This window comes from Allobosea sp. 10N428 (genome assembly GCF_056394545.1).
Genome location: NZ_JBFTIC010000020.1, coordinates 1 through 26,683, shown reverse-complemented (window position 1 = coordinate 26,683; position 26,683 = coordinate 1). Strand labels below are relative to the sequence as shown.

General features: G+C 62.5%; 25 protein-coding genes and 7 pseudogenes. 11 read left to right on the top strand and 21 right to left on the bottom strand.

Annotation, left to right across the window (positions count from 1 at the left end; genetic code table 11):
- Nucleotides 1-110: 110 nt before the first annotated feature.
- From AC1DDA_RS26790 to AC1DDA_RS26780, 3 genes are all read right to left on the bottom strand, one after another.
- On the bottom strand, nucleotides 111-365 hold the full coding sequence (locus AC1DDA_RS26790) for an antibiotic biosynthesis monooxygenase family protein (RefSeq protein WP_476798040.1): 255 nt from the start codon (nucleotides 363-365) through the stop codon (nucleotides 111-113).
- A gap of 2 nt (nucleotides 366-367) precedes the next feature.
- Complete coding sequence (locus tag AC1DDA_RS26785; RefSeq protein WP_476798039.1) at nucleotides 368-1,357, bottom strand: zinc-dependent alcohol dehydrogenase family protein; 990 nt, start codon at nucleotides 1,355-1,357, stop codon at nucleotides 368-370.
- Between the two features lie 61 nt (nucleotides 1,358-1,418).
- A complete protein-coding gene (locus AC1DDA_RS26780; protein WP_476798038.1) occupies nucleotides 1,419-1,721 on the bottom strand; it encodes an ArsR/SmtB family transcription factor in 303 nt (100 codons plus the stop codon).
- Nucleotides 1,722-2,108: 387 nt separating this feature from the next.
- Between AC1DDA_RS26780 and AC1DDA_RS26775 the strand changes: the two are divergent.
- A pseudogene (locus AC1DDA_RS26775) lies at nucleotides 2,109-2,225 on the top strand (RidA family protein); the annotation flags it as partial.
- A 74-nt stretch (nucleotides 2,226-2,299) separates the two neighbouring features.
- Here AC1DDA_RS26775 and AC1DDA_RS26770 read toward each other — a convergent pair.
- The gene (locus tag AC1DDA_RS26770) at nucleotides 2,300-2,542 is read right to left on the bottom strand and encodes a LysR substrate-binding domain-containing protein (protein WP_476798037.1); all 243 of its coding nucleotides are present in this window, start codon (nucleotides 2,540-2,542) and stop codon (nucleotides 2,300-2,302) included.
- Between the two features lie 21 nt (nucleotides 2,543-2,563).
- On the opposite strand from AC1DDA_RS26770, the pseudogene AC1DDA_RS26765 reads away from it, so the two are divergent.
- A pseudogene (locus tag AC1DDA_RS26765) lies at nucleotides 2,564-2,722 on the top strand (AMP-binding enzyme); the annotation flags it as partial.
- Nucleotides 2,723-2,910: 188 nt separating this feature from the next.
- On the opposite strand, the gene AC1DDA_RS26760 reads toward AC1DDA_RS26765, so the two are convergent.
- Both AC1DDA_RS26760 and AC1DDA_RS26755 read right to left on the bottom strand, forming a co-directional pair.
- Nucleotides 2,911-3,804 carry an NAD(P)/FAD-dependent oxidoreductase gene (locus AC1DDA_RS26760; RefSeq protein WP_476798036.1) on the bottom strand — a complete coding sequence of 298 codons (894 nt, stop codon included), beginning with the start codon at nucleotides 3,802-3,804 and terminating at the stop codon, nucleotides 2,911-2,913.
- Nucleotides 3,794-4,258 (bottom strand): RrF2 family transcriptional regulator, encoded by a 465-nt coding sequence (locus AC1DDA_RS26755; protein ID WP_476798035.1) that lies wholly within the window; start codon nucleotides 4,256-4,258, stop codon nucleotides 3,794-3,796. Before AC1DDA_RS26755 ends, AC1DDA_RS26760 begins: the two co-directional genes overlap by 11 nt.
- A 150-nt stretch (nucleotides 4,259-4,408) precedes the next feature.
- Between AC1DDA_RS26755 and AC1DDA_RS26750 the strand changes: the two are divergent.
- Nucleotides 4,409-4,906 (top strand): annotated as a pseudogene (locus AC1DDA_RS26750) (DUF932 domain-containing protein); the annotation flags it as partial.
- Nucleotides 4,907-4,973: 67 nt separating this feature from the next.
- On the opposite strand, the gene AC1DDA_RS26745 reads toward AC1DDA_RS26750, so the two are convergent.
- On the bottom strand, nucleotides 4,974-5,384 hold the full coding sequence (locus AC1DDA_RS26745; RefSeq protein ID WP_476798034.1) for a hypothetical protein: 411 nt from the start codon (nucleotides 5,382-5,384) through the stop codon (nucleotides 4,974-4,976).
- A 29-nt stretch (nucleotides 5,385-5,413) separates the two neighbouring features.
- Between AC1DDA_RS26745 and AC1DDA_RS26740 the strand changes: the two genes are divergently transcribed.
- The 3 genes and pseudogenes from AC1DDA_RS26740 to AC1DDA_RS26730 all read left to right on the top strand — a co-directional run bounded on the left by AC1DDA_RS26740 (nucleotide 5,414) and on the right by AC1DDA_RS26730 (nucleotide 7,015).
- Nucleotides 5,414-6,097: a L,D-transpeptidase gene (locus AC1DDA_RS26740; protein ID WP_476798033.1), complete on the top strand. Its 684-nt coding sequence runs from the start codon at nucleotides 5,414-5,416 to the stop codon at nucleotides 6,095-6,097.
- Between the two features lie 317 nt (nucleotides 6,098-6,414).
- Nucleotides 6,415-6,630 (top strand): annotated as a pseudogene (locus AC1DDA_RS26735) (SMR family transporter); the annotation flags it as partial.
- Nucleotides 6,631-6,655: 25 nt separating this feature from the next.
- Nucleotides 6,656-7,015, top strand: coding sequence for an EamA family transporter (locus AC1DDA_RS26730; RefSeq protein WP_476798032.1), 360 nt, complete (start codon nucleotides 6,656-6,658; stop codon nucleotides 7,013-7,015).
- A gap of 69 nt (nucleotides 7,016-7,084) precedes the next feature.
- On the opposite strand, the gene AC1DDA_RS26725 is transcribed toward AC1DDA_RS26730, so the two are convergent.
- The 3 genes and pseudogenes from AC1DDA_RS26725 to AC1DDA_RS26715 all read right to left on the bottom strand — a co-directional run bounded on the left by AC1DDA_RS26725 (nucleotide 7,085) and on the right by AC1DDA_RS26715 (nucleotide 14,593).
- Nucleotides 7,085-11,797 carry an autotransporter domain-containing protein gene (locus tag AC1DDA_RS26725; protein ID WP_476798031.1) on the bottom strand — a complete coding sequence of 1,571 codons (4,713 nt, stop codon included), beginning with the start codon at nucleotides 11,795-11,797 and terminating at the stop codon, nucleotides 7,085-7,087.
- A gap of 411 nt (nucleotides 11,798-12,208) precedes the next feature.
- Nucleotides 12,209-12,810, bottom strand: a pseudogene (locus AC1DDA_RS26720) (tyrosine-type recombinase/integrase).
- Nucleotides 12,811-13,012: 202 nt separating this feature from the next.
- The gene (locus tag AC1DDA_RS26715; protein ID WP_476798030.1) at nucleotides 13,013-14,593 is read right to left on the bottom strand and encodes an arylsulfatase; all 1,581 of its coding nucleotides are present in this window, start codon (nucleotides 14,591-14,593) and stop codon (nucleotides 13,013-13,015) included.
- 450 nt (nucleotides 14,594-15,043) lie between these two features.
- On the opposite strand from AC1DDA_RS26715, the gene AC1DDA_RS26710 reads away from it, so the two are divergent.
- A complete protein-coding gene (locus AC1DDA_RS26710; protein WP_476798029.1) occupies nucleotides 15,044-15,721 on the top strand; it encodes a hypothetical protein in 678 nt (225 codons plus the stop codon).
- Entirely contained in the window at nucleotides 15,709-15,834 is a 126-nt protein-coding gene (locus AC1DDA_RS26705) for a hypothetical protein (RefSeq protein ID WP_441514477.1), read from the top strand. Before AC1DDA_RS26710 ends, AC1DDA_RS26705 begins: the two co-directional genes overlap by 13 nt.
- 8 nt (nucleotides 15,835-15,842) lie before the next feature.
- Here AC1DDA_RS26705 and AC1DDA_RS26700 read toward each other — a convergent pair whose 3' ends face one another.
- The 7 genes from AC1DDA_RS26700 to AC1DDA_RS26670 all read right to left on the bottom strand — a co-directional run bounded on the left by AC1DDA_RS26700 (nucleotide 15,843) and on the right by AC1DDA_RS26670 (nucleotide 21,337).
- Complete coding sequence (locus tag AC1DDA_RS26700; protein WP_476798041.1) at nucleotides 15,843-16,004, bottom strand: hypothetical protein; 162 nt, start codon at nucleotides 16,002-16,004, stop codon at nucleotides 15,843-15,845.
- A gap of 140 nt (nucleotides 16,005-16,144) precedes the next feature.
- Complete coding sequence (locus tag AC1DDA_RS26695; RefSeq protein WP_476798028.1) at nucleotides 16,145-17,350, bottom strand: glycosyltransferase family 4 protein; 1,206 nt, start codon at nucleotides 17,348-17,350, stop codon at nucleotides 16,145-16,147.
- A gap of 104 nt (nucleotides 17,351-17,454) precedes the next feature.
- Entirely contained in the window at nucleotides 17,455-18,522 is a 1,068-nt protein-coding gene (locus AC1DDA_RS26690; protein WP_476798027.1) for an MFS transporter, read from the bottom strand.
- A 1,071-nt stretch (nucleotides 18,523-19,593) separates the two neighbouring features.
- Nucleotides 19,594-19,962, bottom strand: coding sequence for a SpoIIAA family protein (locus AC1DDA_RS26685; RefSeq protein WP_441514476.1), 369 nt, complete (start codon nucleotides 19,960-19,962; stop codon nucleotides 19,594-19,596).
- A gap of 37 nt (nucleotides 19,963-19,999) precedes the next feature.
- Nucleotides 20,000-20,128 (bottom strand): hypothetical protein, encoded by a 129-nt coding sequence (locus AC1DDA_RS26680; RefSeq protein ID WP_441514475.1) that lies wholly within the window; start codon nucleotides 20,126-20,128, stop codon nucleotides 20,000-20,002.
- A 136-nt stretch (nucleotides 20,129-20,264) separates the two neighbouring features.
- Nucleotides 20,265-21,122, bottom strand: a complete 858-nt coding sequence (locus tag AC1DDA_RS26675) for an SDR family oxidoreductase (protein WP_476798026.1) — start codon at nucleotides 21,120-21,122, stop codon at nucleotides 20,265-20,267.
- Nucleotides 21,123-21,148: 26 nt separating this feature from the next.
- A complete protein-coding gene (locus AC1DDA_RS26670; RefSeq protein ID WP_441514473.1) occupies nucleotides 21,149-21,337 on the bottom strand; it encodes a DUF3008 family protein in 189 nt (62 codons plus the stop codon).
- Nucleotides 21,338-21,935: 598 nt separating this feature from the next.
- On the opposite strand from AC1DDA_RS26670, the pseudogene AC1DDA_RS26665 reads away from it, so the two are divergent.
- Nucleotides 21,936-22,121, top strand: a pseudogene (locus AC1DDA_RS26665) (HXXEE domain-containing protein); the annotation flags it as partial.
- A gap of 15 nt (nucleotides 22,122-22,136) precedes the next feature.
- Here the strand turns inward: AC1DDA_RS26665 and AC1DDA_RS26660 are convergent.
- The 3 genes from AC1DDA_RS26660 to AC1DDA_RS26650 all read right to left on the bottom strand — a co-directional run bounded on the left by AC1DDA_RS26660 (nucleotide 22,137) and on the right by AC1DDA_RS26650 (nucleotide 23,778).
- Entirely contained in the window at nucleotides 22,137-22,319 is a 183-nt protein-coding gene (locus AC1DDA_RS26660; protein ID WP_441514472.1) for a hypothetical protein, read from the bottom strand.
- 120 nt (nucleotides 22,320-22,439) lie between these two features.
- A complete protein-coding gene (locus AC1DDA_RS26655) occupies nucleotides 22,440-23,351 on the bottom strand; it encodes an NAD(P)/FAD-dependent oxidoreductase (RefSeq protein ID WP_441514471.1) in 912 nt (303 codons plus the stop codon).
- A gap of 178 nt (nucleotides 23,352-23,529) precedes the next feature.
- Complete coding sequence (locus AC1DDA_RS26650) at nucleotides 23,530-23,778, bottom strand: low affinity iron permease family protein (protein WP_476798025.1); 249 nt, start codon at nucleotides 23,776-23,778, stop codon at nucleotides 23,530-23,532.
- A 311-nt stretch (nucleotides 23,779-24,089) separates the two neighbouring features.
- Between AC1DDA_RS26650 and AC1DDA_RS26645 the strand changes: the two genes are divergently transcribed.
- Nucleotides 24,090-25,175: a YihY/virulence factor BrkB family protein gene (locus AC1DDA_RS26645; protein ID WP_476798024.1), complete on the top strand. Its 1,086-nt coding sequence runs from the start codon at nucleotides 24,090-24,092 to the stop codon at nucleotides 25,173-25,175.
- A 112-nt stretch (nucleotides 25,176-25,287) separates the two neighbouring features.
- Nucleotides 25,288-25,557 carry a hypothetical protein gene (locus AC1DDA_RS26640; protein ID WP_476798023.1) on the top strand — a complete coding sequence of 90 codons (270 nt, stop codon included), beginning with the start codon at nucleotides 25,288-25,290 and terminating at the stop codon, nucleotides 25,555-25,557.
- Nucleotides 25,558-26,549: 992 nt separating this feature from the next.
- Here the strand turns inward: AC1DDA_RS26640 and AC1DDA_RS26635 are convergent.
- Nucleotides 26,550-26,683, bottom strand: a pseudogene (locus AC1DDA_RS26635) (IS630 family transposase); the annotation flags it as partial.

Sequence of the window (26,683 nt, the reverse complement as noted above, 5' to 3'; positions counted from 1 at the left end):
GGCTACAGGCCTCCCGCGCCAGAGGTCTTCATCCCAGCCATGACCGCGCGGCCGGCTGCGCAAACCAGACCGGCTACGCCGCCCGCGCTAGCGCCGAGGCCAACCGTACACTAACAATCACATCGGACCTCTCCGCGGGGGCGGATCAGTGTGTGATCCTCAAGCGATCGCCATCGCACGATAAGGTTGAATACTTCGGGCGTTTCGATTCCCTGCGCCAGAAGGTGACCACGATAACCCTGCGCGCGGCTAAGCAACGGAAGAACTTCGGTGAATGCTTGGCTGAACGCTTCAATTTTCTCCTTGTAAATCGGCAGCAGAGCGATCTCATAAATCATGGCTGGACCTTTAAATTGAGCGGTCATGTTTACGAATTGGCGCGCGTAGTGTTGGCCGACGGGTCGATCGCAATCGCGATTTTACCCCGGACACCGTTGTTCGGCGTCTCAAGCCGGGCATGGGCGAGGGAGATGTCAGCGAGCGAATAAACAGCGCCAAGGTGCGGCCGTAGCTGACCGCGCTCCACCAACGTGGTCAGCTCATCAAGCTTGCCGCGGTTCTGTCTCGTGAAAACGAAGTGATAGCTTGCGTTCTTGCCCCACGCTTCGATGAGGTTCTGCGGCTGTGCGATGTCTACGATCGAGACAACGCGGCCAAGTTGCGCGAGCACGTTCGGGCTGCTGGACAATGTGTCGCCACCAATGGTGTCGAACACAACATCGACTCCGCGACCATCCGTCTCGCGCATGATAGCGCTGACAACGTCTTCTTTCCTGTAGTCGATGACGACATCAGCGCCAACACTTCGTGCGAATTCGAAGTTGTCTTCGCGAACGGTCGTGAACACCTTCGCACCGATGGCTTTTGCAACCTGGATCGCCACATGACCAACCCCTCCGGCACCGCCGTGGATCAGGATGGTTTCTCCTACTCTAAGAGAAATACGCGTGACGAGGGCCTCCCACACCGTGCCGCCCACGAGGCTCAGGCTTGCCGCTTCCAGATGGCTCAGCGAGGCGGGTTTCCTTGCGATGATGTTTTCATTCGCAACGTGGTATTCGGCATAACTTCCCGGCCCGTCAAAAATTTGCGGGGTGTACCAGACTTCGTCTCCCGGAGAGAATGCCGTCACGCCGGGTCCAACCGCTTCGACAACCCCAGATACGTCATGGCCGGTAATGGCCGGGAGTGGGACATAGTCGCGATAGTCGCCGCGCCGAACCTGATAGTCCAGCGGGTTGATCGACGTAGCATATACGCGCACCAGTACTTGTCCTGCCTGCGGAACAGGCTTTGGTACTTCTGTAAGCTCGAACGATTCCGGGCCACCAAAACAGTTGAGTGTTATCGCTTTCATTAGAGATCCTCGGTTCGATAAAAAGGGATATCGAGAATTCTCGATATATCGCGGTAAGAAATTACAATTCTTTCCCTATGATGTCGGCGAGAGCACTGATGGTGGCTTCGTTTCGCTTGTAGTAGGTCCACTGACCGATGCGCCTCACTTCTACTAAGCCGGCCCGTTGCAGAGTTGCAAGGTAATCAGACACTGTTGACTGCGACAGTCCGACGCCTTCTTGAATACTACTGACGCAGACTCCTACCGTCAGGACGTCACCTTCATCCTGGGGAGGAAAATTCTTCGCGGGATCCTTCAAACCTTTCAAAATTTCAAGGCGTGTACGGTTTGAGAGGGCTTTGAATATTTCGAGCAATTCCATATCCTAACCATATCGATATTTTCCGATATGTCAATGCGAAAACCGACCGCCATCGTGAGCCAGCCCGTTTCTGGAGCAAAACCTGACGAGTTGACGCCCAAGACCCCTCCTAGTGGGGCAAAATCACACGCTTGGTACCCGCGTGTCAGTGATCGCGAACGACCGGATCTGATGGATTACGGTCAGTCGGCTTCCGGAGGATCGATTCGAAGAGGCGGACGTCAGTCCGAGCACGCCTTGCAGCGTTGGCGAGATTGCTCTTCTCCGCCGGTCGCCGTCAAGAACAGCCGAGCTTTGCTTCAGCGCGCAACCGGGTCCGCGGGCCGTCAAGCCGCCATTGACGACCAGCTCCGCCCCGGTCGTGAAGCAGGACTTCGCCGAAACAGATATCCGACCTGGACGGCCGTCGGCATGACGTGGCTCGCCGGGTTCGACTTCGAGCTCAAGGTGGTCGCCCGAAACCCGACCGGCCCTGCTGAACGCGCTCTGGAGACACGGGCCTGAGTGGCGTTGCGCGGGCGGTCGAGAACGCATTTCAAGATAGCGGCCGGGGGGAAACACAGCGCAGGGCAAACCCGTCAGGCGGTAACGCTCGGCCTCAGCGTCGCGCGAAGGTTCTCGACCGCAAAATCCACGAACGCGCGTGTCTTGGCCGACGCGCTCCGACCTTCGGCGTGAACCACCTGGATGGGCAACGGCGGCTCCTCGAAATCTTCCAAGACGGGCATGAGCCGCCCTTCGGCGATCGCCTTCGCGCCTTGGTAGGATAGGATGCGCGCCAACCCCCAGCCGCCCAGGGCCGCCGAGATCGTAGCTTCCACGGTGTTGCAGTATAAGCGAGGGTGGAAGCGGCCCTGGCCGATCGGTTGGCGAAATACAAGCAGCCGAAGCGCGTCGTATTCGTCGACGAGCTTCCCCGCAACGCGATGGGCAAGATCCAGAAGAACGTGCTCCAGGCGACATTTGCGGACCTGTACTCGGAGAAGGTTCGAGCCAGCTGACGTCGTCGCCTCGGAAAAGCCGCGACGGCGGCTTGCAAGTTTTGCCGCGCGGACGGCGCGACGCGAGCGTCCGGCACCTGACGGGGCCTCGCAGCGAGCTGGGCCGAGGAATGCTCTCGGATGCGCGCAGCGCTTCGCGCAGATCGCAGTCCGGCCCAATCGAGAATGGCTTTCAACGAGATCCGCACTCACCCGAACACGAGCGCGCGATGAGCCGCCGTTCCTGCCGTCACACCGTCAGCGACGGCCCAGCTCACACTATGCGGAGCGCGGGCAATGTCTCCGGCGGCATAAAGGCCACGCACCGTGGTCATCTTGTCTGAGTCCGTCCGAATTATTGGGCCGATAGGCCCTTCATCGATAGCGACGCCGAATTGTCGCGCGATTGCGCTCGACAATTCGGACTGCGGCGCGACGTACAGGGCAGCCAAGCGTATCTGGTCTCCACCGTCCAGCTCGACGGCAGTCAGTGAACCGTCCTCGCCAACGAGTCTGACGACCCTTCGTGCCTCTACCCTTACCCCACGGGCGGAGAGCAATCCTGCGGTCTTGGGATCGAGATCGGCGCCATTGAGGAACAGGGTCGTCGGGCCCCACTCTGCGACGAGATACGCTTGATGAGCCGACATTGGCGTGCGGAAAAGGACCCCCAGCGGTTGTTCGCTGAACTCGAAACCATGGCAATAAGGGCAATGCAGCACCGTCTTACCCCAGCGCTCCCGCAGGCCCGGGATCGGCTCGAGGCTATCGCGAAGGCCAAACGCCAGGATCAACTTGCGCGCTGAGATTTCCTTGCCACCGGATAATACAACGGTGAAGCCATCCTCCTGCGTATGCCCTTCGATCGCCTCCGCGCTGATCATCGCCACGCTAGGATACGCAGCGATCTGATCACGCGCGCTCGCCAGAATCGACTGCGGATTGCTGCCGTCGAAGCCAAGGAAGCCGTGGGAAGCCTCAGCGAAGCGATTACGCGGCTCGCCCGCGTCAATCACGCACACGCTTCGCCGCGCCCGCCCAAGATAGGTTGCGGCAGCGAGACCGGCAAAGCTACCTCCGATGATGATCGCATCATGTTGCATGACTTGTCTCCAGCGTTGGCGATCCGCCCCATGCCGCGAGCCGCTTGTGAAAATCCGCACTTAGAGTGGCGAGGGAAATGTCACCGAAACGACGAAGGAGAAGTGCTTCAGCTTCGTCGAAGGCGTCGCCGAGAGCGGCATTGACCGCCTGCTCGACGAGACACCCCGGAGCCTCGGTACGATTGCCCATCGCCAGGAGTTCGGGCCTCCCGAGAGCATCGTAAATGTCGCGAAGCGTTACCTCGTTGAGGTTGCGGGCTATAGTCCAGCCTCCGCCATGCCCCTTCTCCGATCGGACATAGCCTCCGTCGCGAAGCCCCCCCATGATTCTTCGGATCACGACAGGGTTCGTGTCCATGGCCCGAGCCAAGACCTCAGATGTGGTCGGGCCCTGCTGCTCGGCCATGTGAAGGAGGACGTGCAGAACGCCCGATAATCGGCTATCTCTTCTCATGCAACTTGATATGTTGCGAGTCTAGAGAGCTGTCAAGCAGCAGACGACATATCTGGTTGGCGAAGCCTCCCCCTAGGTCATCTGGAAAGTGAGAGCGAAGCGGGGCTTCTGTGACGGGTAAAGCCTGAAGAGAGGCTTCCGCGGCCTGCCATGGAGATAAGCGGCGGTTTCAAGGAGACCTTACGCGCGGCGAGTGGGTCGGTCGTGTTTCGTCAGAGTGGTTCTCGCGGCCCGATGACCAGCGATTTCTTTCCCTCGATCAACCTGGCGGCGCCGTCCTCAGGCGGTCCGACCGGAGCCGCACGCGAATGATTGAGAACGCTGCGATCCGCGTCGAAGCCGATCACGGCCGTTCCGAACACTTGGAGCTCATTCTACCCGGCGCYGATAGGCCCATCGCACCGTGGCACCGGAGCTTCGGTCAACTTTCCAGTCTCGTGGGCGCCCCCCGCTGCGTATCTGCGCCAGCTTCCTGCCGCGCTGGCGGGGATCAATCTGTAGTATGGTCTGTCTGTCAATCGAGCCGAGCAGATCAAAACCCTAGAAACGGACGAAGGACGCCTGGAGCTTCGTGCGGTGACTGGCCCGGACTACGGACCGATCTTCGACCTTGAGTTGGTCAATGCCGTGCAGCGGATCGCTGGACACGAGGTGATTTCAGCCCGGACGCCCCTACATTAATCATCAGTGACGCGACCGCCACGCGACGCGCGGCTCAGGACTGGTCGTGCCGCAGCATCAGCGACAGCAGGCCGGTGAGCGCGCTGACGACGCCGGTGGCGAAGAAGGCGGCGTGATGGCCCGCGAGCATGGCGGCTTCCGCGGCCGCATCCCCGCTGTGGTTCCCGGCAACGGCATGCGCCAGCGCCCCGAAGCCGGCGATGCCGAGCGCGCCGCCGATCTGACGCGAGGTATTGAGCAGGCCCGAGGCAAGTCCGGTATCGGCAGGCTGGATGCCGGCGATGGCAGCATGAACCGCGCTGGCGATCAAGAGGCCCGTGCCGCAGCCGATCAGCAGCGTCGGTCCGAGGACGTCACCGAGATAGTCCGCCTGCGACGGCAGGAAGCCCAGCCATATAAGCCCCACGGCCGCAATCAAACCGCCGATAAAGGGCAGATGCGCCACTCTGCGTTCCCGCAAGGCGCGCGCGCCGAGTGCTCGGGGGCGACGCAATCACCGACGTGATCGTGCCTTACGAGATTGCGAAGGCGGACGCGCGCTATCGGTTTGTCAAACGGCTTCCTCGCGACTACTCCCGCCAAGCGAAGCTGAGGCGGCTTTCCTACACCTCCGCCAAAGAGATGTTTGCCGAGCGCTTCCATATGAGCGAGGTATTGCTTGTCGCGCTGAACCCTAAGGTACGGATGACAACAGCGGGCAGCGAGATGCATGTCGCATCGCCGGGGCGAGACATCCAGAAGGGGGCGGCAACGCGCATCGAGGCGGTCAAGTCAACGGGCATGGTGACCGTTTATGGAGCTGATAATCGCATCCTCGCGAGTTATCCCGCGACGATAGGGAGCGAAGAGACTCCCTCACCGAGCGGCGAGCACACGGTCATCCGAGTGGTGCGAAATCCTGACTACACCTACGATCCAGAAAAGAACTTTCAGCAGGGGAGCAACCGCAAAAAGTTGACCCTGCCCCCGGGGCGGAACGGCCCTGTAGGCTCAGTCTGGGTCGCACTTTCGAAACCGACCTTTGGCATCCATGGCACGCCTGAGCCCTCGAAAGTCAGCAAGACAACCTCGCACGGCTGCATAAGGCTGACGAACTGGGATGCCGAGGAGCTGGCCGACTTGGTCAAACCAGGCGTGCCTGTGCGCTTCGTCGACTAAAGCCGGTCGCTGCGAAACGCGCTCCCAGCGACAGGCAGCGTGTAACCGAGCTGCATCCCAGCAAGCCGGTCTGACGTGGCAACGAGGGAGCAGCCCGCCGGCCGGCGGAGGGTACAGCCTCAACCTGTGTTGAATGCACCGATCAGCGAGGCGGGTCTTCTACATACGTGTCAAGCGATGGACTGCCGTATTTGTCCGATTTAGCTTGAGATTTGGCCGGAGCGAATCCCGATCCAAAATTGAATTCACCGCGTTTGTAATAAATATTCCGCCGAAGTCGAATCGAATTCGACGCAAAATCGGAATTGAGGTGAATGGTGTCTTGGATTATTCTCATATTCGCCGGAATTCTGGAGGCATTCTGGGCGATCCAGTTAAAATACACGGATGGATTTACCAAGCTTATTCCGTCTGTAGCAACTATCGCTTGTATAATACTGAGCATGGTTATTCTGGCCGTCTCACTCAAAAGCCTGCCCATCGGCACTGCTTACGCTGTCTGGACTGGCATCGGAACGGTAGGTACCGCGATCTTCCCTAGCCCGCCTCGAAACGGGGATGGGCGTCGGGGCGGCCGTCTATCTTGGCGTAATGGTCACGGTGCTCGGCCTGTTCCTGTGGCTGCATCTATTGCGCGTCCTGCCGGCTCGCGTCGCGGCCAGCATCCAGTACCTCCAGCCCATCATCGGCGTTGGGGCGGCGGCGCTGATGTTCGGCGACGAGCTCGGTCCGCTGTTCATCGCCGGAGTCGGCTGCGTGCTGCTAGAGTTGGCGTTGACGGTCACGAACGCGAGGAAGCCCGAGCAAGGGCAGATTCCAACGTACACTGGTCGCGAGTCATCCAGAGGGCCTCGAGGCAACGTCGCGCCAACAGCGGAACTTAGCTCATCGCCCGAAACCGGACCTCTAGAACGCTAAAACGGCCCGACCGAAAACGACTCTCCTGTCGCACCTTAAGCAGGCCGGCTGCGGCGCCCCCCGGTACCCTCAGAATTTAACGGCGAGCACGCCCTTGAAGGCGTGGTCCTGGGACTCCTGGGCGAGCTGGCCGGTATAGGAGAGGCCGAGGGAGGCGCTTTGGCCGATGGCCAAATCGAGCCCCGTCTCGATCAGGGCGGCGTTCTTCGCGATCGGGACGCCAGCGACCGAGAACGGGTTGCTGCCGGCGAAGGCCAGGGTTGCGATCGGGTCGAGATCGCCAAAGGCGTGGCGCCAGGCCAATCCGCCACGCAGGGTCAGGCCCATGTTCAACAGGTCAAGGCTGGTCGCGGCGCGCAGGCCGAGCGTCGAGGACCCCACATTGGTGTCGTCGCCACGGCTGGAGAGCGCCGCGGCGCGGCCGGCCTCGCGGAAGCTGTCCGTGTGCAGGTTGACATAGGCGAGGCCGGCGAAGGGCTCGAGCGCGACCTGACCCAGATCGATGCGATAGCCGAGCTCGCCGAAGATTTGCGCCGTGCCGGCGTCGTAGTCGGCGCGCGGATCGTCGCCGAAGCCCGAGAACGCGACGGTGCGGCCGGTCCTCATGTCGTGCCAGCTATAGCTTGCGCCGGTGCGCAGGCTGAGTGCCCCCCACTGCCCGCCGCCATAGAGGCCGAAATGGTAGTTGTCGCTCTCGCCCGAGGACTGCCTGCCCTTCACGTCAAATTCGGAGCGGCTGTAGCCGGCGACGAGCCCAAAGCGCAGCGCTTCGAACACGGCGGCGTCGGTGCCGATCAGGAATCCGCCGGTCGAGCGGTTTAATGCGGCCGCGTTGCGATCACTGTCTGTCGTGCCCCAACCGCCATAGCCCTGGCCCCAGATGGCGAAGCGATCGGACCTCAGCGTCGGCATCGGGCCCGTCACGGCCGGAGCGAGATCAGCGGTGGAACCGTAGCTCATCGTCGCCACGGACTGTGCGCCGACCGAGCCGAAGGCCGAGCGCAGCCGGTCGTTCATCGCATTGCGCATGAACCAGCTCTCGTCGATCAACGCCGTTTTCGCCGAGGCGTGGATCTCGCCGGAGAGCGTGTCGAAGGCTGCCCTTGCCGAGGGCGCATCGAGCGCCAGAAGGCTGTTGTAGAGCGCGAGCATTCCGCCCGCCTGTGGCAGCGTGTTCAGTGCGACGGCGGTCGCGAACTGGTTGCGCGTCTCCGCCACGGCCTGGAAGATGGAAGGCGGCGGAGCGGGTGGCGTCACCGGATCGGAGGGCGTCACCGGCGACGTGCCCTTGACCGCGATGATGAGGTCGACCTGGTTCGGCTGCTGGTCGACGCTGAGGTCGAGGAAGGCCGAGCGCGAGACCGCGCTGGGCGCGGTGCCCGAGACGCCGCCGGTCGCGGTCAGGAGCGTGTAGCGCTGGCCGTTGACGTAGCTGGTCTGCGGATCGAGCGCGGTCACGCCGACATGGCTGCCCGTGACGATGGCGCTTCCGGTCACCGCAATGCGGTCGGAGGTGCCGTTGCCGGCGATCTCAGCCTCATAGGTTGAGCCGGGCGCCAGCGTCAGGTTGCCGTTGACGTTGAGGGTGCCGATCGAATTGCCCGGGGCAATGGTCGCCCCCGATTGGATCGTGGTGGAGCCGACCGTGCCGCTGCCGCCGAGCGCTGCGCCCGAGATCACGGTCACGGCCGAGTTCGCGAACGAAGCATTCACCGAGAGCTTGCCCGCTTCGACGGTGGTGGACCCGCCCAGATTGCCGTCGCCGGTCAGGTTGAGATTGCCCGCCCCGCGCTTGGTGAGGGTGCCGGTGCCGTTGATCGCTCGGACGAAGGTTCCGTCGCCTGGCTGGTCGAAGACCAGCGCGGCGTTGTTGTGGATGGGACCGAGGCCGAAGCTCGTCGCCGAGCCTATCAGCGTGCCGGCCTGGATCAGCGTGCCACCATAGGTGTTAGTACCGGTCAGGGTGAGCGACCCGGCCCCCAACTTCTGCACGTCGCCGCCGCCCGAAATGGTGCCGGTGAAGGTGATATTGTCAGAGCGGTTGAAGGCAAGCGTGCGATTGTTGACGACGTTGCCGATGATCGAGCCGGTGGTGCCGCCATTGCCGATCTGCAGGACGCCGGCGCTGATCGTCGTACCGCCCGTGTAGCTGTTGGTGCCAGTCAGGATCTGCGTGCCGGCACCGAGCTTGGTCAGGCTGCCCGTCCCGGAGACAGCACCGCCCAGTTCGAGCTGTGTGCCTGTCGCAACGTCGAAACTGCCGGCGCCGTCGAGCGCCACCGGACGAAGCGAGGCGAAGCTGGCCGTGGTTGCGAGGGTGCCGCCGTTAAGGCTCAAGCCGCCGGAGGCAGCTCCGAGATTGGCATCGGCGGAGATCTGGAGCACGCCGCCTTCGATCGCCGTGCCGCCGCTGTAACTGTTGCTGCCGGAGAGCACGAGCCTGCCGTTGCCGACCTTGGCGACGGCCGTGCCAACGCCGTCCGCGATGGTCGAGGCGATGCTGGCGGTGACGCCGTTATCGACGTTGAAGGTGCCGGACGAGCCGCTCGCGGGCAGGATCGAAAGCGTGCCGCCGCTCAGCGCGTAGTCGTTGGCCGAGAATTGCAGGGTGTCGAAACTCATCGTGCCGGCAGCGCTGACCGCGCCGCCGGCGGCGCCGGCGAAGACGCCGACCGACCCGCCCCAGCCGGCGTTGGCGCTGCCGGCGCTATTGGTCCAGTTGGTGCCAAAGGTAGCCCAGGTGCCGGCCCCGCCGTCGACGGTGCCGTTGCCGATCGCGTTCGTGCCGTCCCAGAACTGCATGGTCTGGCCGGTGCCGAAGACGGCGAGGTTGACCTGTCCTGCCGTCGCCGTCTCGACCCGCGCTCTGGCGATGGCGAAACCGCTCCGGGTCGAGGTCACACTCTGGCTGACGAAGCTGCCCGCGAGCGTGCCGCCATAGTCGAACAGCCGATAATAGCCGGCTGCCGCCGCACGCGCATCAAGGGCGCCGCCGAGCGTGAGACTGCCGGTGACCTTGACGAGGTCGTTGCCGACGACGGGATCGCTGCCGCCGACCACGCCCGGCGAATTCAGCTCGAAGACCGAGGTCGAGCCGCCATTCAGTGCAAGCGAGCCGACCGTCAGCGTGCCAGGACTATGGCCCGCCGATAGGGTGCCGTTGACGGTCACGGCTCCAGCAATGCTGCCAGTGCCGGACAGCGTCGCACCGGCTGCCACGGACAGCGGCCCCGAGCCGTTAAGCGCGCCGTCGACACGGAGCTCGCCGGCCGAAACCAATGTGGTGCCGGCATAGGTACTGACGCCGGACAGCGTCTGCATGCCCGTGCCCTGCTTGGTGATACCACCGGTACCGTTGATCGTTCCCGCGAAAATCTGGTCGTTCGCGTTGCCGAAGGTCAGCGTGTTGAAGCCGAGCGCGATGGTGCTGCCGGCAACACCAGACAGCGAGCCGATGGCTTGGTTGCTGCCTGCGAGGCTGATGTCGAAAGCGGCGCTGGCCCCGGCGAGCGAGAGTGCGGAGCCTGCCGCAAGTCGGCCCCCCGCGCCGAGTGCCAGGGTGCCGGCATTGATTGTCGTACCGCCAGTGTAGGTGTTCACACCACTCAGCGTCAGCGTGCCCACGCCCTGCTTGACGATGCCGCCCGAGCCGCCGATGACCCCGCTGAAGGTCTGGTTCCCTCCATCGCCCAAGCTCAGCATATGAGCGCCAAGGGCGACGCTGGTGCCCGCCACCCCCGTTAAAGCCCCGATCGTCTGGTTCGCACCCGATCCGCTGATGTCGAAGATCGCGCCCGCGCCGGCCAGGTTGACACCGCCGGTCGCGGCAAGGCTGCCGCCCGGCCCCAGTGCCAGCACGCCGGCATTGATCAAGGTGCCGCCTGTGTAGAGGTTGGTGCCGTTGAGCGTTTGTGTGCCGGAGCCGCCCTTCACGAACGCCCCGGAGCCGGTGATCACGCCGGCGTAGGTCGCGCTGGCGGGCCAGGTGGTGGTCAGCGTCGCCGAACCCAGATCGATCAAGCCGCCAGCTCCGCTCAAGCCGTTGACGCTCTGGTTGAAGCCGTTCAGGCTGACAACGCCGTCATTGACTATGAGAGGCCCGGTGCCAAGGGTGTCCTGCCCACCCAGATTCAAGTTGCCGGCCCTGACGATGGTGCCGCCACTATAGCTATTTGCGCCCGAAAGGAACAATGTGCCGCCCCCGGTCTTGATGAGGGTGCCAGGCCCTGAAAGCGTAGCTCCGCCTTCGATCAAGAGAAGGCTGCCCGTTGCCGCGCTCACAGTGAGGTCGGTTGCCGCTATGATACTCATCGGCCCCAAAAGGGACGTGATACTCTCGCCGACCCCTCGCACGTCGATGGTCGCGTTCGGACCGCCGAAGCGCAGCGCGCCATTGCTGATGCCATAGCGGAAGCTGCTGCCGGGAGCATAGGTGAGGCTGTTCAGCGTAAATGTCCCGCTGTTCAGATCGATCAAGGTCTGGATGGGCGGAGCCGGAAGCAGCACCTGCGCCGTGGTGCTGTTCGGGACCACGAATGTATCCCAAACGCCGGGATCGTCCCAGAAGTCGCGCGCACCGCCGACATAAGTCTGGGCTCTCGCTGCGTCGCGCGGCAGTGCCAGCACGGCGAGGGTGGCGCCGGCCAGCGCTGTCGATCCCAGCAGGCGGGCGAGGCGAAGCGCAACCCCGGCGGAGAAAGGGCTGCGCGAAGCGGTAGACCGTCTAGTCAGCCTTACCCCAGCCGATACGAGGTCCGAGAACACCCATCCGTCCAGGCGCATTGCGCGACGCCTCCCAAGGCAAGCCAAGACGGCGGCCGACCGCAGGGCCGCCTGATATTGCAGCATTAACGTAGGCGCGGCGTCGCGTTAAGAGCCTCTGGAGCCACTGTACGCACCAGCTCAGATCAGTTGTTGAGATCGCGGAGCCGCGCATGACGAGAAGCCGCGCGATGCCTCGACGAAATGCAAGAGAAGGCAGACAAGGTGATGGAAACACGATCTTATTAATTCCGTTTTCTAGCCTACGGATGGCAAAAATAGGTGGACAGTCGGCCTGCGCCATTTGCGGACATTGGCGCCTTGCCGAAAAGCGGGCGTCAGCGGTTCTTAGACGACACGTCCGCTTCCGACCCTTGGTGGTCGTTGGCCGAATGGTGAAAATGGCACGGCGGATGCCCGCCGTGCCAAGTGTCATAGGTCGGTTTGCTCCGAAAGGAGAAGCGCATCGTCAACCTCGATGCCGAGGTAGCGTACGGTGCTTTCCAGCTTTGTATGGCCGAGCAAAAGCTGACAGGCGCGCAGATTGCCGGTGCGCTTATAGATCAACGCGACCTTCGTTCGGCGGAGACTGTGAGTTCCGTAGAGCGCCGGATCCAACCCGATCAGAGCCACCCAGGTGTCGAGGAGACGTGGCGCGTGGTGATATGGTTGCCAGGCCGGCTGCGGCTCGGGAAGAGCCAGTCGTCCTCACGAGAACCTCGCTTTCTAAGCCAGGCGGTAAGCGCTTCCCGGGCTGAGTCCGTCAGTTCGAATGGTACCGGCCGCCCAGTCTTCTGTTGAACAATCGCAGTTCGGAGGCGAACAGTCCCTCCGAGGACGACATCTCCGACCCGAAGACGAACGAGATCGCAACCGCGCAGCTTGCTGTCGATTGCTAGATTGAACATGGCGAGATCGCGAGTTCGCCCTTCGTGCTGAAGCCGCGTCCGCAACGCCCAGATGTGCTTTGGTTTCAGAGCCGAGGTTCCAGGCCTGATGGGGTAGTTGGTTCTGCGCTTGGATATCCATGGCAGATCCCCTTCTTGGGATGCCGCATCCACGAAAATTCTATCAAAGACGGATGGCCCTCTCACGCCTCTTGGCCAAAACTGCGGCGAGGAGCGCGCCCTGCGCCAGCAGCGGACTCCAATGCTACGCCCGCAAGCAGACCTTCATCGTTCGCGTTCTCCAACCGGAAAGGGGACGCCCTTTCGGGCATCCCCTCGATCGTCGGCGCTATTTGGGCGCCGCAGCCTTGGCCGCGTTGGCCTTGATCTTGGCCTCGACGTCCCTCGCGATCTGGTCGATGGAGAAGCTCGCCGGCTCCTGGCTGGGCGGGTATTCGATGAAGGTCTGCAGGAACTCCGCGGCCTTCAACGTCATCTGAGCCACCTTGAAGTCATTCCTGACGAGCCAGTCGAAATACTGGTCCGACACGATGTCGGCGCGCTCGTAAGGACCCATGCGCAGGTGGAAGAGCTTCGGCACGCGCAGCGGTGTGAACGGCTCCTGCCAGACCTGGAAGCCGCCAGGGTGCTTCATCTCGACGAAGACGGCTTTCCAGTCGCCCAGCCGATAGGCCACGAGGACGCCGTCATCGTTGAAATAGGCGAACTCGTTGCGGCGGCTCTTCGGCTCCTGTCCCGTGAGGAAGGGAAGCTGGTTGTAACCGTCCAGGTGAACCTTGAAGGTCGTATTGCCGATGGCAGTACCCTTCAGCAGCTTCTCCTTGATATCGGGTTCGCCCGCCACCGCGAGAAGTGTGGGGAACCAATCAAGACCGGAGAACATTTGCGTCGAGGTCTGTCCCGGCTTGATCTTGCCTGGCCAACGGACCATCGCCGGGACGCGGAAGGCGCCCTCGAAGTTCGAGTCCTTCTCGTTCCGGAAGGGGGAATTGGCTGCGTCGGGCCATGTCCAGCGATTGGGACCGTTGTCGGTGGTGTAGATGACGATGGTGTTGTCCGCGATGCCCAGATCGTCGAGAGCCTTGAGAAGCTTACCGACATCACCGTCGTGTTCGATCATGCCATCCGCGTAGAAATTGCCGGGCATTCCACTCTGGCCGAGCATGGATGGTCTGACATGCGTGAAGAGGTGCATGCGGGTGGTGTTCATCCAGGCGAAGAACGGCTTCTGCGCCTTCACCTGTCGTTGAATGAAGTCGACCGCAGCGTCAGTGGTCTCGTCGTCGATGGTCTCCATCCGCTTTTTGGTGAGCGGGCCGGTGTCCTCGATCTTGCCGTCGGCTGACGTCCGCAGCACGCCGCGGGGAGAGTTCATCTTGGTGAAGGCAGGATCATCCTTCGGCCAGGTCGGATTCTCCGGCTCCTCCTCGGCATTCAGGTGATAGAGGTTACCGAAGAACTCATCGAAGCCGTGGTTGGTTGGCAGATACTCATCGCGATCGCCGAGATGGTTCTTTCCGAACTGGCCGGTGGCGTAACCGCGAGCCTTGAGGGCCTGTGCGATGGTGACGTCCTTGGCCTGAAGACCAACGGTGGCCCCTGGCACGCCGACCTTGGAGAGTCCTGTCCGCTTCGGCGTTTGCCCGGTGATGAAGGACGACCGTCCGGCCGTGCATGAGTTCTCGGCATAGTAGTCCGTGAACTTCATGCCCTCGCTGGCAATCCGGTCGATGTTCGGCGTCGTGTAGCCCATCACGCCGAAGGTGTAAGCGCTGATATTGGACTGGCCGATGTCGTCGCCGAAGATGACGAGGATCGTAGCAAGTCCCGCGCCCGCTTTGCCCGATGAGTTTCTGCTGACACTGTTCGATCGCTCGATGGCCGTGAGCAGCGGTAGCGCTCTCGCCATTCGGCCGGCGAGCTCTGCGGCACTTTCGCCCGAGATAACTTCAAAGCTCGACGCAACTGACGGCGAGTTCGCCGAGTATCATTATCACGACAGGCCCGTGCGCCGCTGCCCGCCGCCGCACTCTCGCGATCGAGGTCCGAGATCGTACTGGCGCCACAGGCGCGATCCGCCACATGACTACTACCGCCCGCCGACACCGCCGCTACCATCGCCACCGTCGCTGGCCAGCATTCGCTCCGTCGCCGGACCGGCTGGCGGAGCTTACTGTTTTGTCTCGCAGCGGAACTGATTGCTCTCAGGCGGTGTTGCTCCGGCATATTGGAGGTCGCAATGAACGGCGTTATCTATATCGTGGGACTTATTGTCGTGGTCCTGGCAATCCTGTCGTTCCTCGGTCTGCGGTAGGAATTTGCCAAGTCCCTATCCGGCACGGATGTCGTTGTCGCTCCGGTGAGCGTCAGCAAGGATAATCGCTCCTATGTACAATGGGGTGCGATCATCGGCGGTGCGGTGATCGCAACCGCGATTTCGACCATCATGACGGTATTCGGTTCGGCGATCGGCCTGTCGATGGCCTCCGCCGATTTCGAGAGGAGTTCGAGCGCGACGGCCCTGGCGATTGCCGGTGCTCTCTGGGCGCTCTGGGTCATGGCTTCGGCAACGATGGCCGGCGGCGACTCGGCCGGGCGGATGCGTCACCCGAGCTTCGATGCGAATGCCGAGGAGCACAAGGTGCGCGACGCGACGCACGGTCTGCTTGTCTGGGTGACCGGAGCTCTTCTGATCACCGTCGTCGCGACCTCGTCGCTGTTCGGTGGCGCCAAGACGGCAGCCAGCGGCGTCGCCAATGCAAGTTCGGGCATGGCATCGCTGGTCTCCCAGAACGTCGACCCGCTCGCGATGCCGCTCTACAACATCATGCGCGCGAACGGCCAGCAGCCGCCGACGGCCCAGGAGCGCGACGAGGCCTCTCGGGTCTTCGTTCAATGGCATCGCGGCTGGCGGCGCGCTTGGGCATCAGCGAACAGGATGCGCAGAAGCGTATCAACGACGCCTATGCGAAGCTCTCGCAGGCCAAGGAAACGGCCAAGCAAGCTGCGGAGCGTGCGCGAAAGATGGCCGTGTTGACCGCCTTCCTCACGGCTGCGGCTCTGCTCGTCGGCGCGGCTGCCGCTCCCTGGGCCGCCACGCTCGGCGGCGAGCATCGCGACGAGAACCTTCGCGTTCAGACAGCGGTTTAGCGATTGGCCTACGCTTCGTTGAAAGGGCCGCCGGCGATGACGGTGGGCCTTTTCGCGCGATGAAGCAGCTTAGCGCCGTGCAGCATGACGACAAGCGGGGTCGCATCGATCGTCCCGCAATAGCGGGTGAAGGGCCGATTGCCTTCCACGCGTAGTTCGAGGCGGGACAGGAAACGCGTGCCGCGGAAATACAGGCCCTCGAGTGTCGCTTAAAGTCCCGATATTGTCATGCGCATCGAGCACGGCAAAGGCATCGCCGTGTTTGAGATTGCGCAGGGCATGGTCCGTCAACGACGTCGTAGCCTCGATCTCATACTCGGACCATAGATTCTGCCGGACCCAGGTCCTGTCCGATCTTACGAATGCTCTCGGACATGGCGCCTGCCTCGGTTCTTGGGGATTGCAGCTGCGACAGTCCCACGCTGCCCTCGAAGCCAGGGAGGTCACCGCCCGGCGACAGAATAGCGGTCAAGGCGGACGCTGGCTTCGCCACAGGGCGGCAGCACAGCGCGTCAAAGGTATCGATGTAGTCGGCTGCCATGCGCGCTGCCGTAAAGCGCATCTCGAAGCACTCCCGCACGGCCCGGCGATCCAGCCTGCCGATCCGGGTTGCTGCCTCGACCGCTTCGTCGATCGAGGTCACAATGACGCCGGAAACGCCTTGATCGATCACTTCGGGGACGGAACCCTCCGCCCAGGCGATTACCGGCGTTCCGATCGCCATCGCTTCGATCATAACCAGTCCGAAAGGCTCGGGCCAGTCGATCGGAAACAGCAGCGCCGATGCTCCCCCGAGAAATTCATCCTTCCGCATGTCGTCAATCTCGCCGATGAATTCGACCAAGGGATGGTCGAGCAGCGGCCGGATCGTGCAATCGAAATAATCGCGATCGTTCGCATCGACCTTGGCTGCGATCTTCAAAGGCATGCCGCTCAGCTTGGCGACCTCGATCGCCCGGTCTGGTCGCTTCTCCGGCGAAATGCGCCCCAGAAAAGCAAGGTATGCGCCGCGCTCGCATCTGAAGCGATGAAGCTGTTCGGGCAAGCCATGGTGGATGGTGGATACCCAATTCACCGGCGGCATGTGCCGCCGCTGAGCGTCCGAAATCGAAACCAGCGGCATATCGGGGAAGGCCCGGTAGATTGGATGAAAGTCCGGGAGGTCGAGGCGCCCGTGCAAGGTCGTGACGCATTTCGGAAAAAGGTTCTTGAAGAGTGGGAATTGAAGCAGGTCGACATGGAAATGTATGACGTCGAATTCATCGGCCCGCCGCAGAACCTCCTCCAGCATCACCAACGTGCTAGCCGTGTGGTCCCGAATGCCCGCGAGGCGCAGTGCTTCGGGCACAGCCCGGACGAGCCTGGCGCGGCTGCGGGAATCGCCGCTCGCGAAAAGGGTCACATCCTGCCCCTGYCGGACGAGCTCCTCCGTCAGCCAAGATACAACCCGTTCCGTTCCGCCATAGAGCCGCGGCGGCACGGCCTCCGCCAAGGGAGCCACCTGAGCAATCCGCATCGACTGTCGTCCTTTGAATGCCCCGAACCAGGGGAAATCGCCTCGGGATGGCAACGCGCCCGGAGCCGCTTCGGTTCAATGACCTCGGGGGCCTCGCCCTTCGGTCAGAACCGTTCGCGTTCCCGCAACCCAGCTGTCAAAGGCAACGCAGCGGCGCAGAGCACGGCCATCGCGAAAAACGCGTGAGCGCGGAAATGCGCATAGAGGGAGCCGGACGCCAACGTCGTAAGGCCGGTCGCCGACGCCGCGGCGAATGCATAGATCGCCTGGCCGGTAGCCGCCAGACGGGCGGGTACGACCCGGACCAGAAGTCGCATGCAGGCGAGATGGAGCAGCGCGAAGGTCAAACCGTGCAACGGCTGCACGACAGCGAGCGCCAACCGGTCGGCGCTGATCGCCATGACGATCCAGCGAAGGACGCCCGCTGCCGCGGCAATGGCTGCAGCGCCGGCTGGCCCCGCACGGGCCAGCAGCCGCGGCCCGATCAGCCAGAAGACGACCACCTCCGACGCGACCGAGAGGGACCAAAGAACGCTTGCCAGGCCGGGGCCGATGCCGGCCGCGTTCCAGCGGATGACGGCGAAGGCGTCGTGCATCGCATGGCTACCGAGCACCAGCGCCGCGACCAAAAGCAGGCGGCGAAACAACGGCAGGTGCAGCAGCACGCGATAATCCGCGGCGGCTGCCGTCGCCGGCTCGGCACCCTCCTCAGGCTCCGGTCCGTCCTTGATAGAAAGYGAGGTTACCAGGGCAGCGGCAAGGAGCAACCCGGAATGAAGCAGCACGGCGGATGCAAGCCCCGTGACGCTGACCACTTGTCCGGCGATCAAGGTTCCGACGACGAACGCCGCCGAGCCGGCGCCGCGCACCCAGCCATACTCGAAACCCCCATTCCCCGGCCCGGCCGCTTTTGCTCCGTGGCGAGATGCCAGCGCGTCGGCCAGAGTCGTGACGGGCGCTAGCACCGCTGCCTGCGCAAGACTCACCCCCAGCAGCAGTAGAAACCCATCTGCCCGTAACAAGCCCAACACGAACAGCGCCGACAGCCTGGCGAGCTCGCGGGGCGTCAGCATCCGCATGCCGATGTCCCAGACGATGATGCCAGGTGCGATCTCGACCAAGACGTCAGGATCGTGCCAGACGCCAGGAGCATGGAGGAAGCGGGCCACCATCTTGGCGGGCTCCCGGCGTCTCGCAATGGGTGGAAAGCGGACCCCATTTGATCGCCACGAAGCGAGCTTTTCGAAGCCAGTCCGCGGTCCATCACAAAGACGCTGTTCGATTAGCAAAGCACAGTAGGCAAGTTTGGCAACCGATGTGAATAGGGTGTAAGTTCCTCGTCGCAGGTTACGGTCGCCGCGGCAGGGCGAGAGCCTGGAGATGACCCTAGCCTCCGGCCGCCCAGCAATTGGTGGAGGTTGTCATGAGGAAACTCGCAACCCTGGCCAGCGCCGCTCTAATCTTGACGGGCAGCGTCTGTGTGGCCAACGCACAGTATTGGCGTGGCGGCGGCTGGGGGTACCACGGCGGCTATTATCGTTACGGCTGTTGTGGCGGCGGCGCGATCGCGGCCGGGCTTATCGGCGGAGCGCTATTAGGAGGTTTGGCCACTGCTGCTGCAACGGCACCCGCATACGGGTATGGATATGGCTATGGCTATCCGGCCTACAGCTATGCGTATCGGTATCCCGCTTACGGGTACTATTACCGGCCTCGAGTTTATTATGCCCCCCGCTACTATGCCCGACCGATTTACTACGCGCGCCCGTATTACGGATGGCATCGGACGTACTATGGCCCCTGGATGGGGTATCGCCGGTATTATTGAGGTCTCAGACTCTCTTCCCTTGAAAGTTCGCTTCGGTGGGCAATTGAATAAGAAATTACACAGCGTCCACGCTCCGATAATAGTATCGGACTGGATGGTCGCCGCTACGATCTTGAGCGGGTCGGCCGCCCGGCTGAAAGGGATCAAAAAAGCTAGGCCTAGGGCAAGCCAGGCACCCAGCACATGAGTTAGGCCTATCTCGGCAAGAAGCTCGCATGCGCCTGCGGAATACTCTCACGGCCCCATCCGTTGCGAGGGCAAGGCTCTTAACGTGCTGTCGGGCCTCCCCACGGCGTTCGGCGAGCACACCAGCACATTGGGCTGCTTCAGCGTATTGTCCTCAAGGACAGCTCGCTTTGGCAAAAGAGGCACCGGAGCACGTCTTTCGCCGAAATCACTCATCCCCGCAAAGGCCCTAATCCGGATCTCCCCTCAGCCAGGCCAAGGCGTTGGCTTTCTCATTTGCCGGAAACCGTTTGATGTCGGCCGCCACGAAATGCTTCGCGACGTGGGGAGCGAACTTCAAGAGCTCGCTGTCCGAGACGATCGCCACACGCGCGACCTTGCTATGATGGCCCATGACGAATTTGAGGTGGGAGACCAGCGCGCCGATGTCCTCCCAGCCGGGAAAGGACGCGGCATCGACCATGAGCCCTTTGAGTACCCCGTTTGCCTTGATGTAGGGGTCGACGACGCCGGACAACCGTTCGAAATCCGCCTTGTCGAGGGGGCCATGAGGCGCCAGAATCACGATGCCCTCGGCGAACAGTTCAATCTGCAACATGCGCCCCCTCCGTCAAGACGCGACCTGAGCGGTCGGGTTATTTGGGCAGGCACTCGACATTATAGGCGACGATGATCTCCTTCGGCCCGACTTCGTTCCAGGCCGCTTCCAGTGCAGCCTGGGTGCGGGCCAGGTCGACCGGATCATTCAGCGATGAGAATGGCATGGTTCCTTCCCGCGGCTATTGCATGGCTTGATTATTCGGGCTTTCCCTATCGCCACGGTCCAATCGTGAACAAAACTGACCTTCAGCGGAACCGGTGGGCTCTCGGGAAGCTCAACGACAATTGAGCCGCGTGCCACTACAGGATCGGATGCCCGCCGGTGACGGCGATGGTAGCCCCTGAGACGTAGCTCGAGAGCGGATCCGCCAGCATCACATAGGCCGTCGCCAGTTCCGCCGGTTGTCCCGGCCGCTTCATCGGAACCTGCTTGCCGAATTGCGTGACGCTCTCTCCCGTCATCGTCGAGGGGATCAGCGGCGTCCAGATCGGCCCGGGCGCGACGGCATTGGCCCGGATACCCTTCTCAGCCAGCAATTGTGCGAGACCGCCGGTGAAGTTCTGGATCGCGCCCTTGGTCGTGGCATAGGCGAGCAAGGTCGGATTGGGCTTGTCGGCGTTAACCGAGGCCGTGTTGATGATGCAGGAGCCAGGCTGCATGTGCGGGACGGCGGCCTTGGTCAGGTAGAACATCGCATGGATGTTCACCGCGAAGGTGAGTCGCCATTCTTCATCGGATATGTCGCCGATTTCCTTGAAGCTCGCCTGATGGGCGGCGTTGTTGACGAGGATGTCGATGCGGCCGAATTCGGCCACGGCCCGGTCGACGATCTGGCGGCAATGGTCGGATTCCTGGATGTCGCCAGACACCAGAACGGCTTTCCGTCCGGCCCGCTCAACCCAGCCGCAAGTTTCATCGGCGTCCTCGTCCTCGGTCAAGTAGGAGATCAGGACGTCAGCGCCTTCCCGCGCGAACGCGATGGCGACAGCCCGCCCGATACCGCTATCACCGCCGGTGATGATGGCGCGCTTGCCCTTGAGGCGGCCGGAGCCGACATAGCTTTCCTCGCCATGGTCCGGCCGCGGCGTCATGGCGTCGGTCCGTCCCGGCATGGGTTGCTGCTGTTCCGGGAAAGGCGGTTCGAAGCGTGACGTCATCCCTGCCTCCTCGAAAACCCGGCGAGTCAGTGCTTGCTCTTGTGCTCGGGCTTACCCTTGCGCTTGGTCGACGCCATCTTCTCGAGTTCGCTCTCGCTCATCGATTTCTCCATTGATTTCGATGCGCCCTTGAGTTCGCTCTCCTTGATGTCCCCGCGCTTGGCGGCGAGTGCGGCGCCGGCGGCCTTCTGCTGAGCGGCTGATTTCGCAGGCATGGCATCCTCCTTCGTTGGAATGGGCGCCTGACGGCCTCGATCTTGAAGTCGTCGCGATGTGAAGACGAACACGCCGGCCGTCGGCAGGTTCCCTCTGAACGGTCGTCCATGTGCGAAGCGCATCATCAGCGCGCCGGATCGTGTCTCGATAGCCCGGCCAGCCGACGACAAACTAGACGACGGGGTTCTGCCGCCAAATCGTCGGCCGCGAGGACCGCGTTGCCTAGCTCTTTCCGATCGGGCGGCGCGGGTTGATCGGATTCGAGGAAGACGACGGCTTGCGTTCGCCATCCTCGGACGAGGGAACCTCCGAGTGTTTGGGCGGCTTGAGCTCGGGAGTTTCGGAGCCCGGGCGGGGTCGACTATCGGTCGCGCGTTTGGGCTGGCCAACAGTTTTGTCCGTGGGTTGCGACATGTTGCTTCCTCCGCAGTTTCGCGAAGAATTGCGATCGACACCTTTGGTTCCATGCGGTGTGGAAAGATCTCGACCATTTGGGAGGGCGGCCGACGGGTCGCGGGGACACCCTTGAAAGACGTCGCCGAGGTCTTCGGCTCCGACTAGGCCTGCCGCATTGAGGTCGGCGGCGGCAATGAGGTCATGACCCGTCAACGTCAACGGCGTCTGGGGTCGTGCCACTGCCTTCGTGCTCGCGGCCACCGTCCATATCGGGTTCCACCTTATCGCGGTCTATCTGAGCTTGCTCAAAATGCCTGCTATTGCCAGGCCATTGCATTGCGGCGCTACAATCCCGGGCTGGTAACTGCGGTCCTGCTGTTCATTCCCCTCGCAGTTGTGACGCTATGGACGTTCGCCGCCATCCCGGGAGTGACGCTGTCGGACCACTTCATTGGATTCGGCGACGCGATTTTCATTCACGCCGCGATCCTCACGCGGGCACTTTCCCGCAAGCGGCATCTTGGGAGAGCCGCTGGCACGCAAGAGGATGGTCGCCTTTTCGAAACCCGCGAGCGAACCGATCACGCGCTCTGCTCGTTTTGGCGGCTTGCTTGCGGGAAGTCTCCTCGAGGCGGAATGGGCTTCTTTTGAAGTCGAATGCCCCAAGTCCAGTACCACAGGGGGGAGCGGACGGCATTCCCCCAATCAGCGCAGGATCGGGGCGGCGGCTGCCAGATCATTGCGGATCGTCGTGGCCGCGACGCCAGCCTCTCCCATCGCATGACTAATCTGGTCCAACCCGACAACGACGTCACCGGCGGCGTAGAGACCTCGGATGCTCGTCCTCTGGTGGGCATCAACCTTGATGCATCCCTCGTCCGTCAAATCGGCGCCGAGCGCTCCCGCCAGCTCCGAATGTATCTCCGAGCCCAGAGCCGGATAAACGGTGTCGAAGGTCATTCGCCGTTGGCCCACGGTGACATGAATGCCGGTGCTGCCCAGGGCAAAATCGCTCGGATACCCGCGGACGATCGCAATGCCTAGCGCTCGGGCACGGTCGATATCCTGGGCAGCCATAGCCGAGTCCTCCTCGATGATCAGCGTGATCCGGACGGTGAAGGACCTGAGAAATGTACACTCGGTCAGGGCGCGAGGGCCGCGGCCGATGACCGCGACATTCTGGTCGGTTACTTCAAAGCCATCGCACACCGGACAATAGCGCAATCGTCCTTCGCGCAACGCTTCCGCGTGCGTTGCCTCGGATATCTCCGGCCGTCTGTTGGTGACCCCGGTGGCCAGAAGGACGGTTCGGGCACAAGCGATGCTCTCGCGACCGCGGGCCTCGAAACCGGCCGCGCTCACCGCCAATCCATCGACGCGCGCTCCGATCAGGCTGGCGCCGTATTTCAATGCGTGATCACGCATGCGATTCAGTAAATCAACCCCGGCGATGCCGTCCGGAAAACCGGCCTGGTTGTGCGTGCAGGGGATTTGCCGCGCCCGGCTGTTGCCGTCGTCGGCGACTGCCACGGAGAGATGAAAGCGCGCCAGGTAGATCGCTGCGGTCAGTCCGGCGGGACCTCCTCCAATGATCAGGCAGTCCAGTGTTTTTGCCATGGGGCGCCTTTCAACCGTACCGCTTATTCCCGGGTCTGGTCATTCCTGCTCGGCGGGTTTGGGCTCGGGAGAGCCGCGCTGCCGTATGAAAAGTGGGCTGCGCCTGACGGCGCAAAAGACCAAGTGCCTTCCCGAAATGGGTTGGCGTCGACCCCTTGTGATGCCTCAAGCGTTGCCATTAGGAATAAGTTCGAAGGCTTCGTGCTTCCTCAATGCCGATCAGCGAGTTGCGAGCGCCGTCATATGCCTTGATCAGTTCGCCGATCTTGGCCTGTAGAGCGGCGCCGTCGCGGTTTTGGGTTGCTTGCAGAATAGGAAGAACCAGGAGCGTCACGGCGCTGATCGCCAGGCTCGCACCGCCAGGAAATGATCGCTCCCGGAAGGCGAGCGCGCCTAAGAGAGAAAGCCCGATGGCGATCAGAAGCATCGCAGAGCGCGCCCGGCGAAGCGAGCGCAACCGGTCGAAAAATGGCCACGCGCGTGAAGAGAGAAGCTTGGCTGTTCTTGTGAAGAATGTGATCGTAGCTCGACATGGCGCACCTCGGTCCAGGCGCTCGCCACGGCCCGTGCGGTTCAAGAGAATGAGTTGGACGGGCAAGCCGATTACCTTCTTTGTGGCCGTAGGCCTCATCATCGCCTGGGCGGCGTCCGGCCTGACGCGAGTCTGGAGGCGCGAAAGTTTCCAGGGGATGCAACCTTTCCCCTCCCGGCGCGGTTGCCCGAATTTGGGGCGGTGACGTGCGAATTCCGGTCTTATTGAAACAGGTCGCATTGACGATCTCCACGGGTACGGCTGCCGCGATGATCGCGGCGGGAGCATTCTCGCTGATCGCGGGCCCGGGCCGTCCTCGAAATCGTGAAGGCGGAGGATCTGGCGAAGGCGTCGACGCGGAAGCGCCGACCGATATTCCTCCGCCCGGCTGGCGCGACATCCTCTGGCGGACATACGGCGAGGTGAGCACCGACAGGGTCCTGGCGGTTGCAGCAGGTGTGACATTTTACGGGTTGCTGGCCATCTTTCCGGCGATCACGGCCTTCGTATCGCTGTACGGTCTGGTAGCCGATCCGGGAACTGTCGCCGAACAGCTCTCTGCTGCGCAGGGCGTTATGCCAAGCGGGGCCATCGAGGTTGTTCGCGACCAGATCACACGAATCACGAGCGGTAACGACACCAAGCTCGGGTTTGCTTTCGTGATCGGGCTCGCGCTTTCAGCCTGGAGCGCCAATGCGGGCGTCAAAGCCGCCTTCGATGCCCTGAACGTCGCCTACGGCGAGCACGAGAAGCGCAGCCTCATCCGACTGAATTTGACCTCGTTGGCCTTCACGATCGGAATTCTTGTTTTCGCGGTTCTTGCGATCGGCGCGGTCGCAGCCATTCCGGTGATCCTCGACCGCGTCCATCTGGGGAAGGCCGTGGGATGGCTTCTGTGGCTCGGACGCTGGCCAGCCTTGATCGTGCTGTTGATGGTTGGCCTGGCGGCCCTCTACCGCTATGGGCCGAGCCGCGATGATGCCCAATGGAAATGGGTGAGCCCCGGTGCCCTATTCGCAAGCGTCGCGTGGTTGATAGGATCGATCCTGTTCTCCTGGTACGCCGCCAGCTTCGAGGACTACAACAAGACATACGGCACGCTCGGCGCCGTCATCGCCCTTCTCATGTGGATGTGGCTGTCAGCCACCATCATCCTTGTCGGGGCCGAACTGAATTCCGAAGCCGAGCGCCAGACGATGCGCGACACCACAAAGGGGCCCCCTCAACCGATTGGGCTGCGGGGAGCGGATGCCGCCGATAACAAGGCGGGCAAGTCAGACCCATCACGGTAAACCGGAAGCCGCTGAGATCATGGGATAGGATTCGATTTGGAGCGGAACCGCCGCCTGCCGGGCCGGTTGAAACCGCATCGGATACACTTGCACGAAATGGCGGGAGAGCGAGATGGCAGACAACAATGAAACCGAACGGACGGCCGCTGGCGGCGCCGGATCGCGCTCGAAGGCATCCAGGGAAGGCGGGGAATCCGCAGGCCAGGCTGTGTCCGACCTGAAGTCCGTCGGCATCGATACGGACCGGATGACCGAGGCTGCGGGTGAGCAGGTTAGTGAGTTGCAGCGGCTTGTGATCGAGGAGGTGAGGGCCCGTCCCCTGCGTGCGCTGGCGTGGGCCGCAGCGGCTGGCGTGGTCTTCGGCTTCTGGGCGGCGAAATAGGCGGTGGGGGCGCTTATCGCCCAGCTCACGGGGGCCGCGACGGCGGCCATCAAACGAAGAGCGATCGTTTATGGCCTCGGGGCCGCAAGCGGTCTGCTCGGGCTTTTCGCCGCGGCTTACGCGGTGGATGCCCTTTACACGTTTCTCGCACTACGGTGGGGGCTTGTCGCCGCCAGCCTCGCCGTTTCCGGCGTTCTCCTTCTCAGCGCTTTCATAGCCGCCTTAGCCGGTTATCTCGCCTCCAGGACGCCGTCCAAATCTCTTGCAGCTCGCTTGCAAGCATCTTCGGAAGTTTCGGCGGCAAAGAGACGTCTAGCGGGGTCAAAGAGATCGCTCGCGCCCACTTTCGCCGGGGCGCTTGCCGGGGCCGTGGCGGTGATGACACTCGCCTTTCTCAGGCGCGCCGGGTCACTGAGCGAAGCGCGCGAGAAAACGCGCTCGAAATAACCCTGGTTCGCGACCCCAAAATCGGCCGGACCTGGCTCAGGCGACTGATGGCGAAAGACAGTCTCCCATCGTTCACCGAGAGTCGCGGCAATCATAATCCAGACTGCCATGGGGTTCGCGAAGCGCTTCCCTTAGAAAGCGAATGGGAAACTGGATCGCTTCGGCATTGGCTTCCGAAAGTTCCGTGGTGCGCTGCGACACTCCCTCCTCGGCACGAGCGAGAGCGTTGTCCAAGTCGGAGGACTGAAGCCCCTTTTCGCTTCAATTCAGCAAACGCGGCGGCGACAGAAAGGAGCAGACCTTCGAGTTGCAGGTTAGCTGTGTTCACCGGGGAACTCCTTTTTGGATAAAGCGCACGGCTCAAGCGAGAAGGAGGGGAGTTATTTGCCGTGATGAGTGACTGCCTCGCTCTTGTTTCGGGGTCGAAAGATAAAGGCGCCGTAGTAGTTCGGATCGTATTCCGGCGGCGGGCCCGGCGCGCCAGCGTCCGTCCCGCCGTTCTGCAAGGCGACCCGATGAAATTCATGACCTAGAGCGTTTCCGGCTTAATCCGGGTCATATCCCGCCGCTCTGAAGTAGTTTGCGCATTCGTTCGGCGAGAAGAGGTCGACGATTGCTCCAACAGCTCCCCAGAGGGCGGGGATGGTGCGTTCGGTCTTGGCCCGCAGCAGGGATTTGA

Coding starts and splice junctions, on each gene's coding strand:
- AC1DDA_RS26705 (WP_441514477.1), top strand. CDS start 15,709: ATGGCCGTGTTGACCGCCTTCCTCACGGCTGCGGCTCTGCTCGTCGGC.
- AC1DDA_RS26685 (WP_441514476.1), bottom strand. CDS start 19,962: ATGTTGCAGATTGAACTGTTCGCCGAGGGCATCGTGATTCTGGCGCCT.
- AC1DDA_RS26760 (WP_476798036.1), bottom strand. CDS start 3,804: ATGCAACATGATGCGATCATCATCGGAGGTAGCTTTGCCGGTCTCGCT.
- AC1DDA_RS26790 (WP_476798040.1), bottom strand. CDS start 365: ATGACCGCTCAATTTAAAGGTCCAGCCATGATTTATGAGATCGCTCTG.
- AC1DDA_RS26785 (WP_476798039.1), bottom strand. CDS start 1,357: ATGAAAGCGATAACACTCAACTGTTTTGGTGGCCCGGAATCGTTCGAG.
- AC1DDA_RS26675 (WP_476798026.1), bottom strand. CDS start 21,122: ATGACGTCACGCTTCGAACCGCCTTTCCCGGAACAGCAGCAACCCATG.
- AC1DDA_RS26640 (WP_476798023.1), top strand. CDS start 25,288: ATGGCAGACAACAATGAAACCGAACGGACGGCCGCTGGCGGCGCCGGA.
- AC1DDA_RS26650 (WP_476798025.1), bottom strand. CDS start 23,778: ATGCTTCTGATCGCCATCGGGCTTTCTCTCTTAGGCGCGCTCGCCTTC.
- AC1DDA_RS26655 (WP_441514471.1), bottom strand. CDS start 23,351: ATGGCAAAAACACTGGACTGCCTGATCATTGGAGGAGGTCCCGCCGGA.
- AC1DDA_RS26755 (WP_476798035.1), bottom strand. CDS start 4,258: ATGAGAAGAGATAGCCGATTATCGGGCGTTCTGCACGTCCTCCTTCAC.
- AC1DDA_RS26715 (WP_476798030.1), bottom strand. CDS start 14,593: ATGGCGAGAGCGCTACCGCTGCTCACGGCCATCGAGCGATCGAACAGT.
- AC1DDA_RS26670 (WP_441514473.1), bottom strand. CDS start 21,337: ATGCCTGCGAAATCAGCCGCTCAGCAGAAGGCCGCCGGCGCCGCACTC.
- AC1DDA_RS26780 (WP_476798038.1), bottom strand. CDS start 1,721: ATGGAATTGCTCGAAATATTCAAAGCCCTCTCAAACCGTACACGCCTT.
- AC1DDA_RS26730 (WP_476798032.1), top strand. CDS start 6,656: ATGGGCGTCGGGGCGGCCGTCTATCTTGGCGTAATGGTCACGGTGCTC.
- AC1DDA_RS26725 (WP_476798031.1), bottom strand. CDS start 11,797: ATGCGCCTGGACGGATGGGTGTTCTCGGACCTCGTATCGGCTGGGGTA.
- AC1DDA_RS26680 (WP_441514475.1), bottom strand. CDS start 20,128: ATGCCATTCTCATCGCTGAATGATCCGGTCGACCTGGCCCGCACCCAG.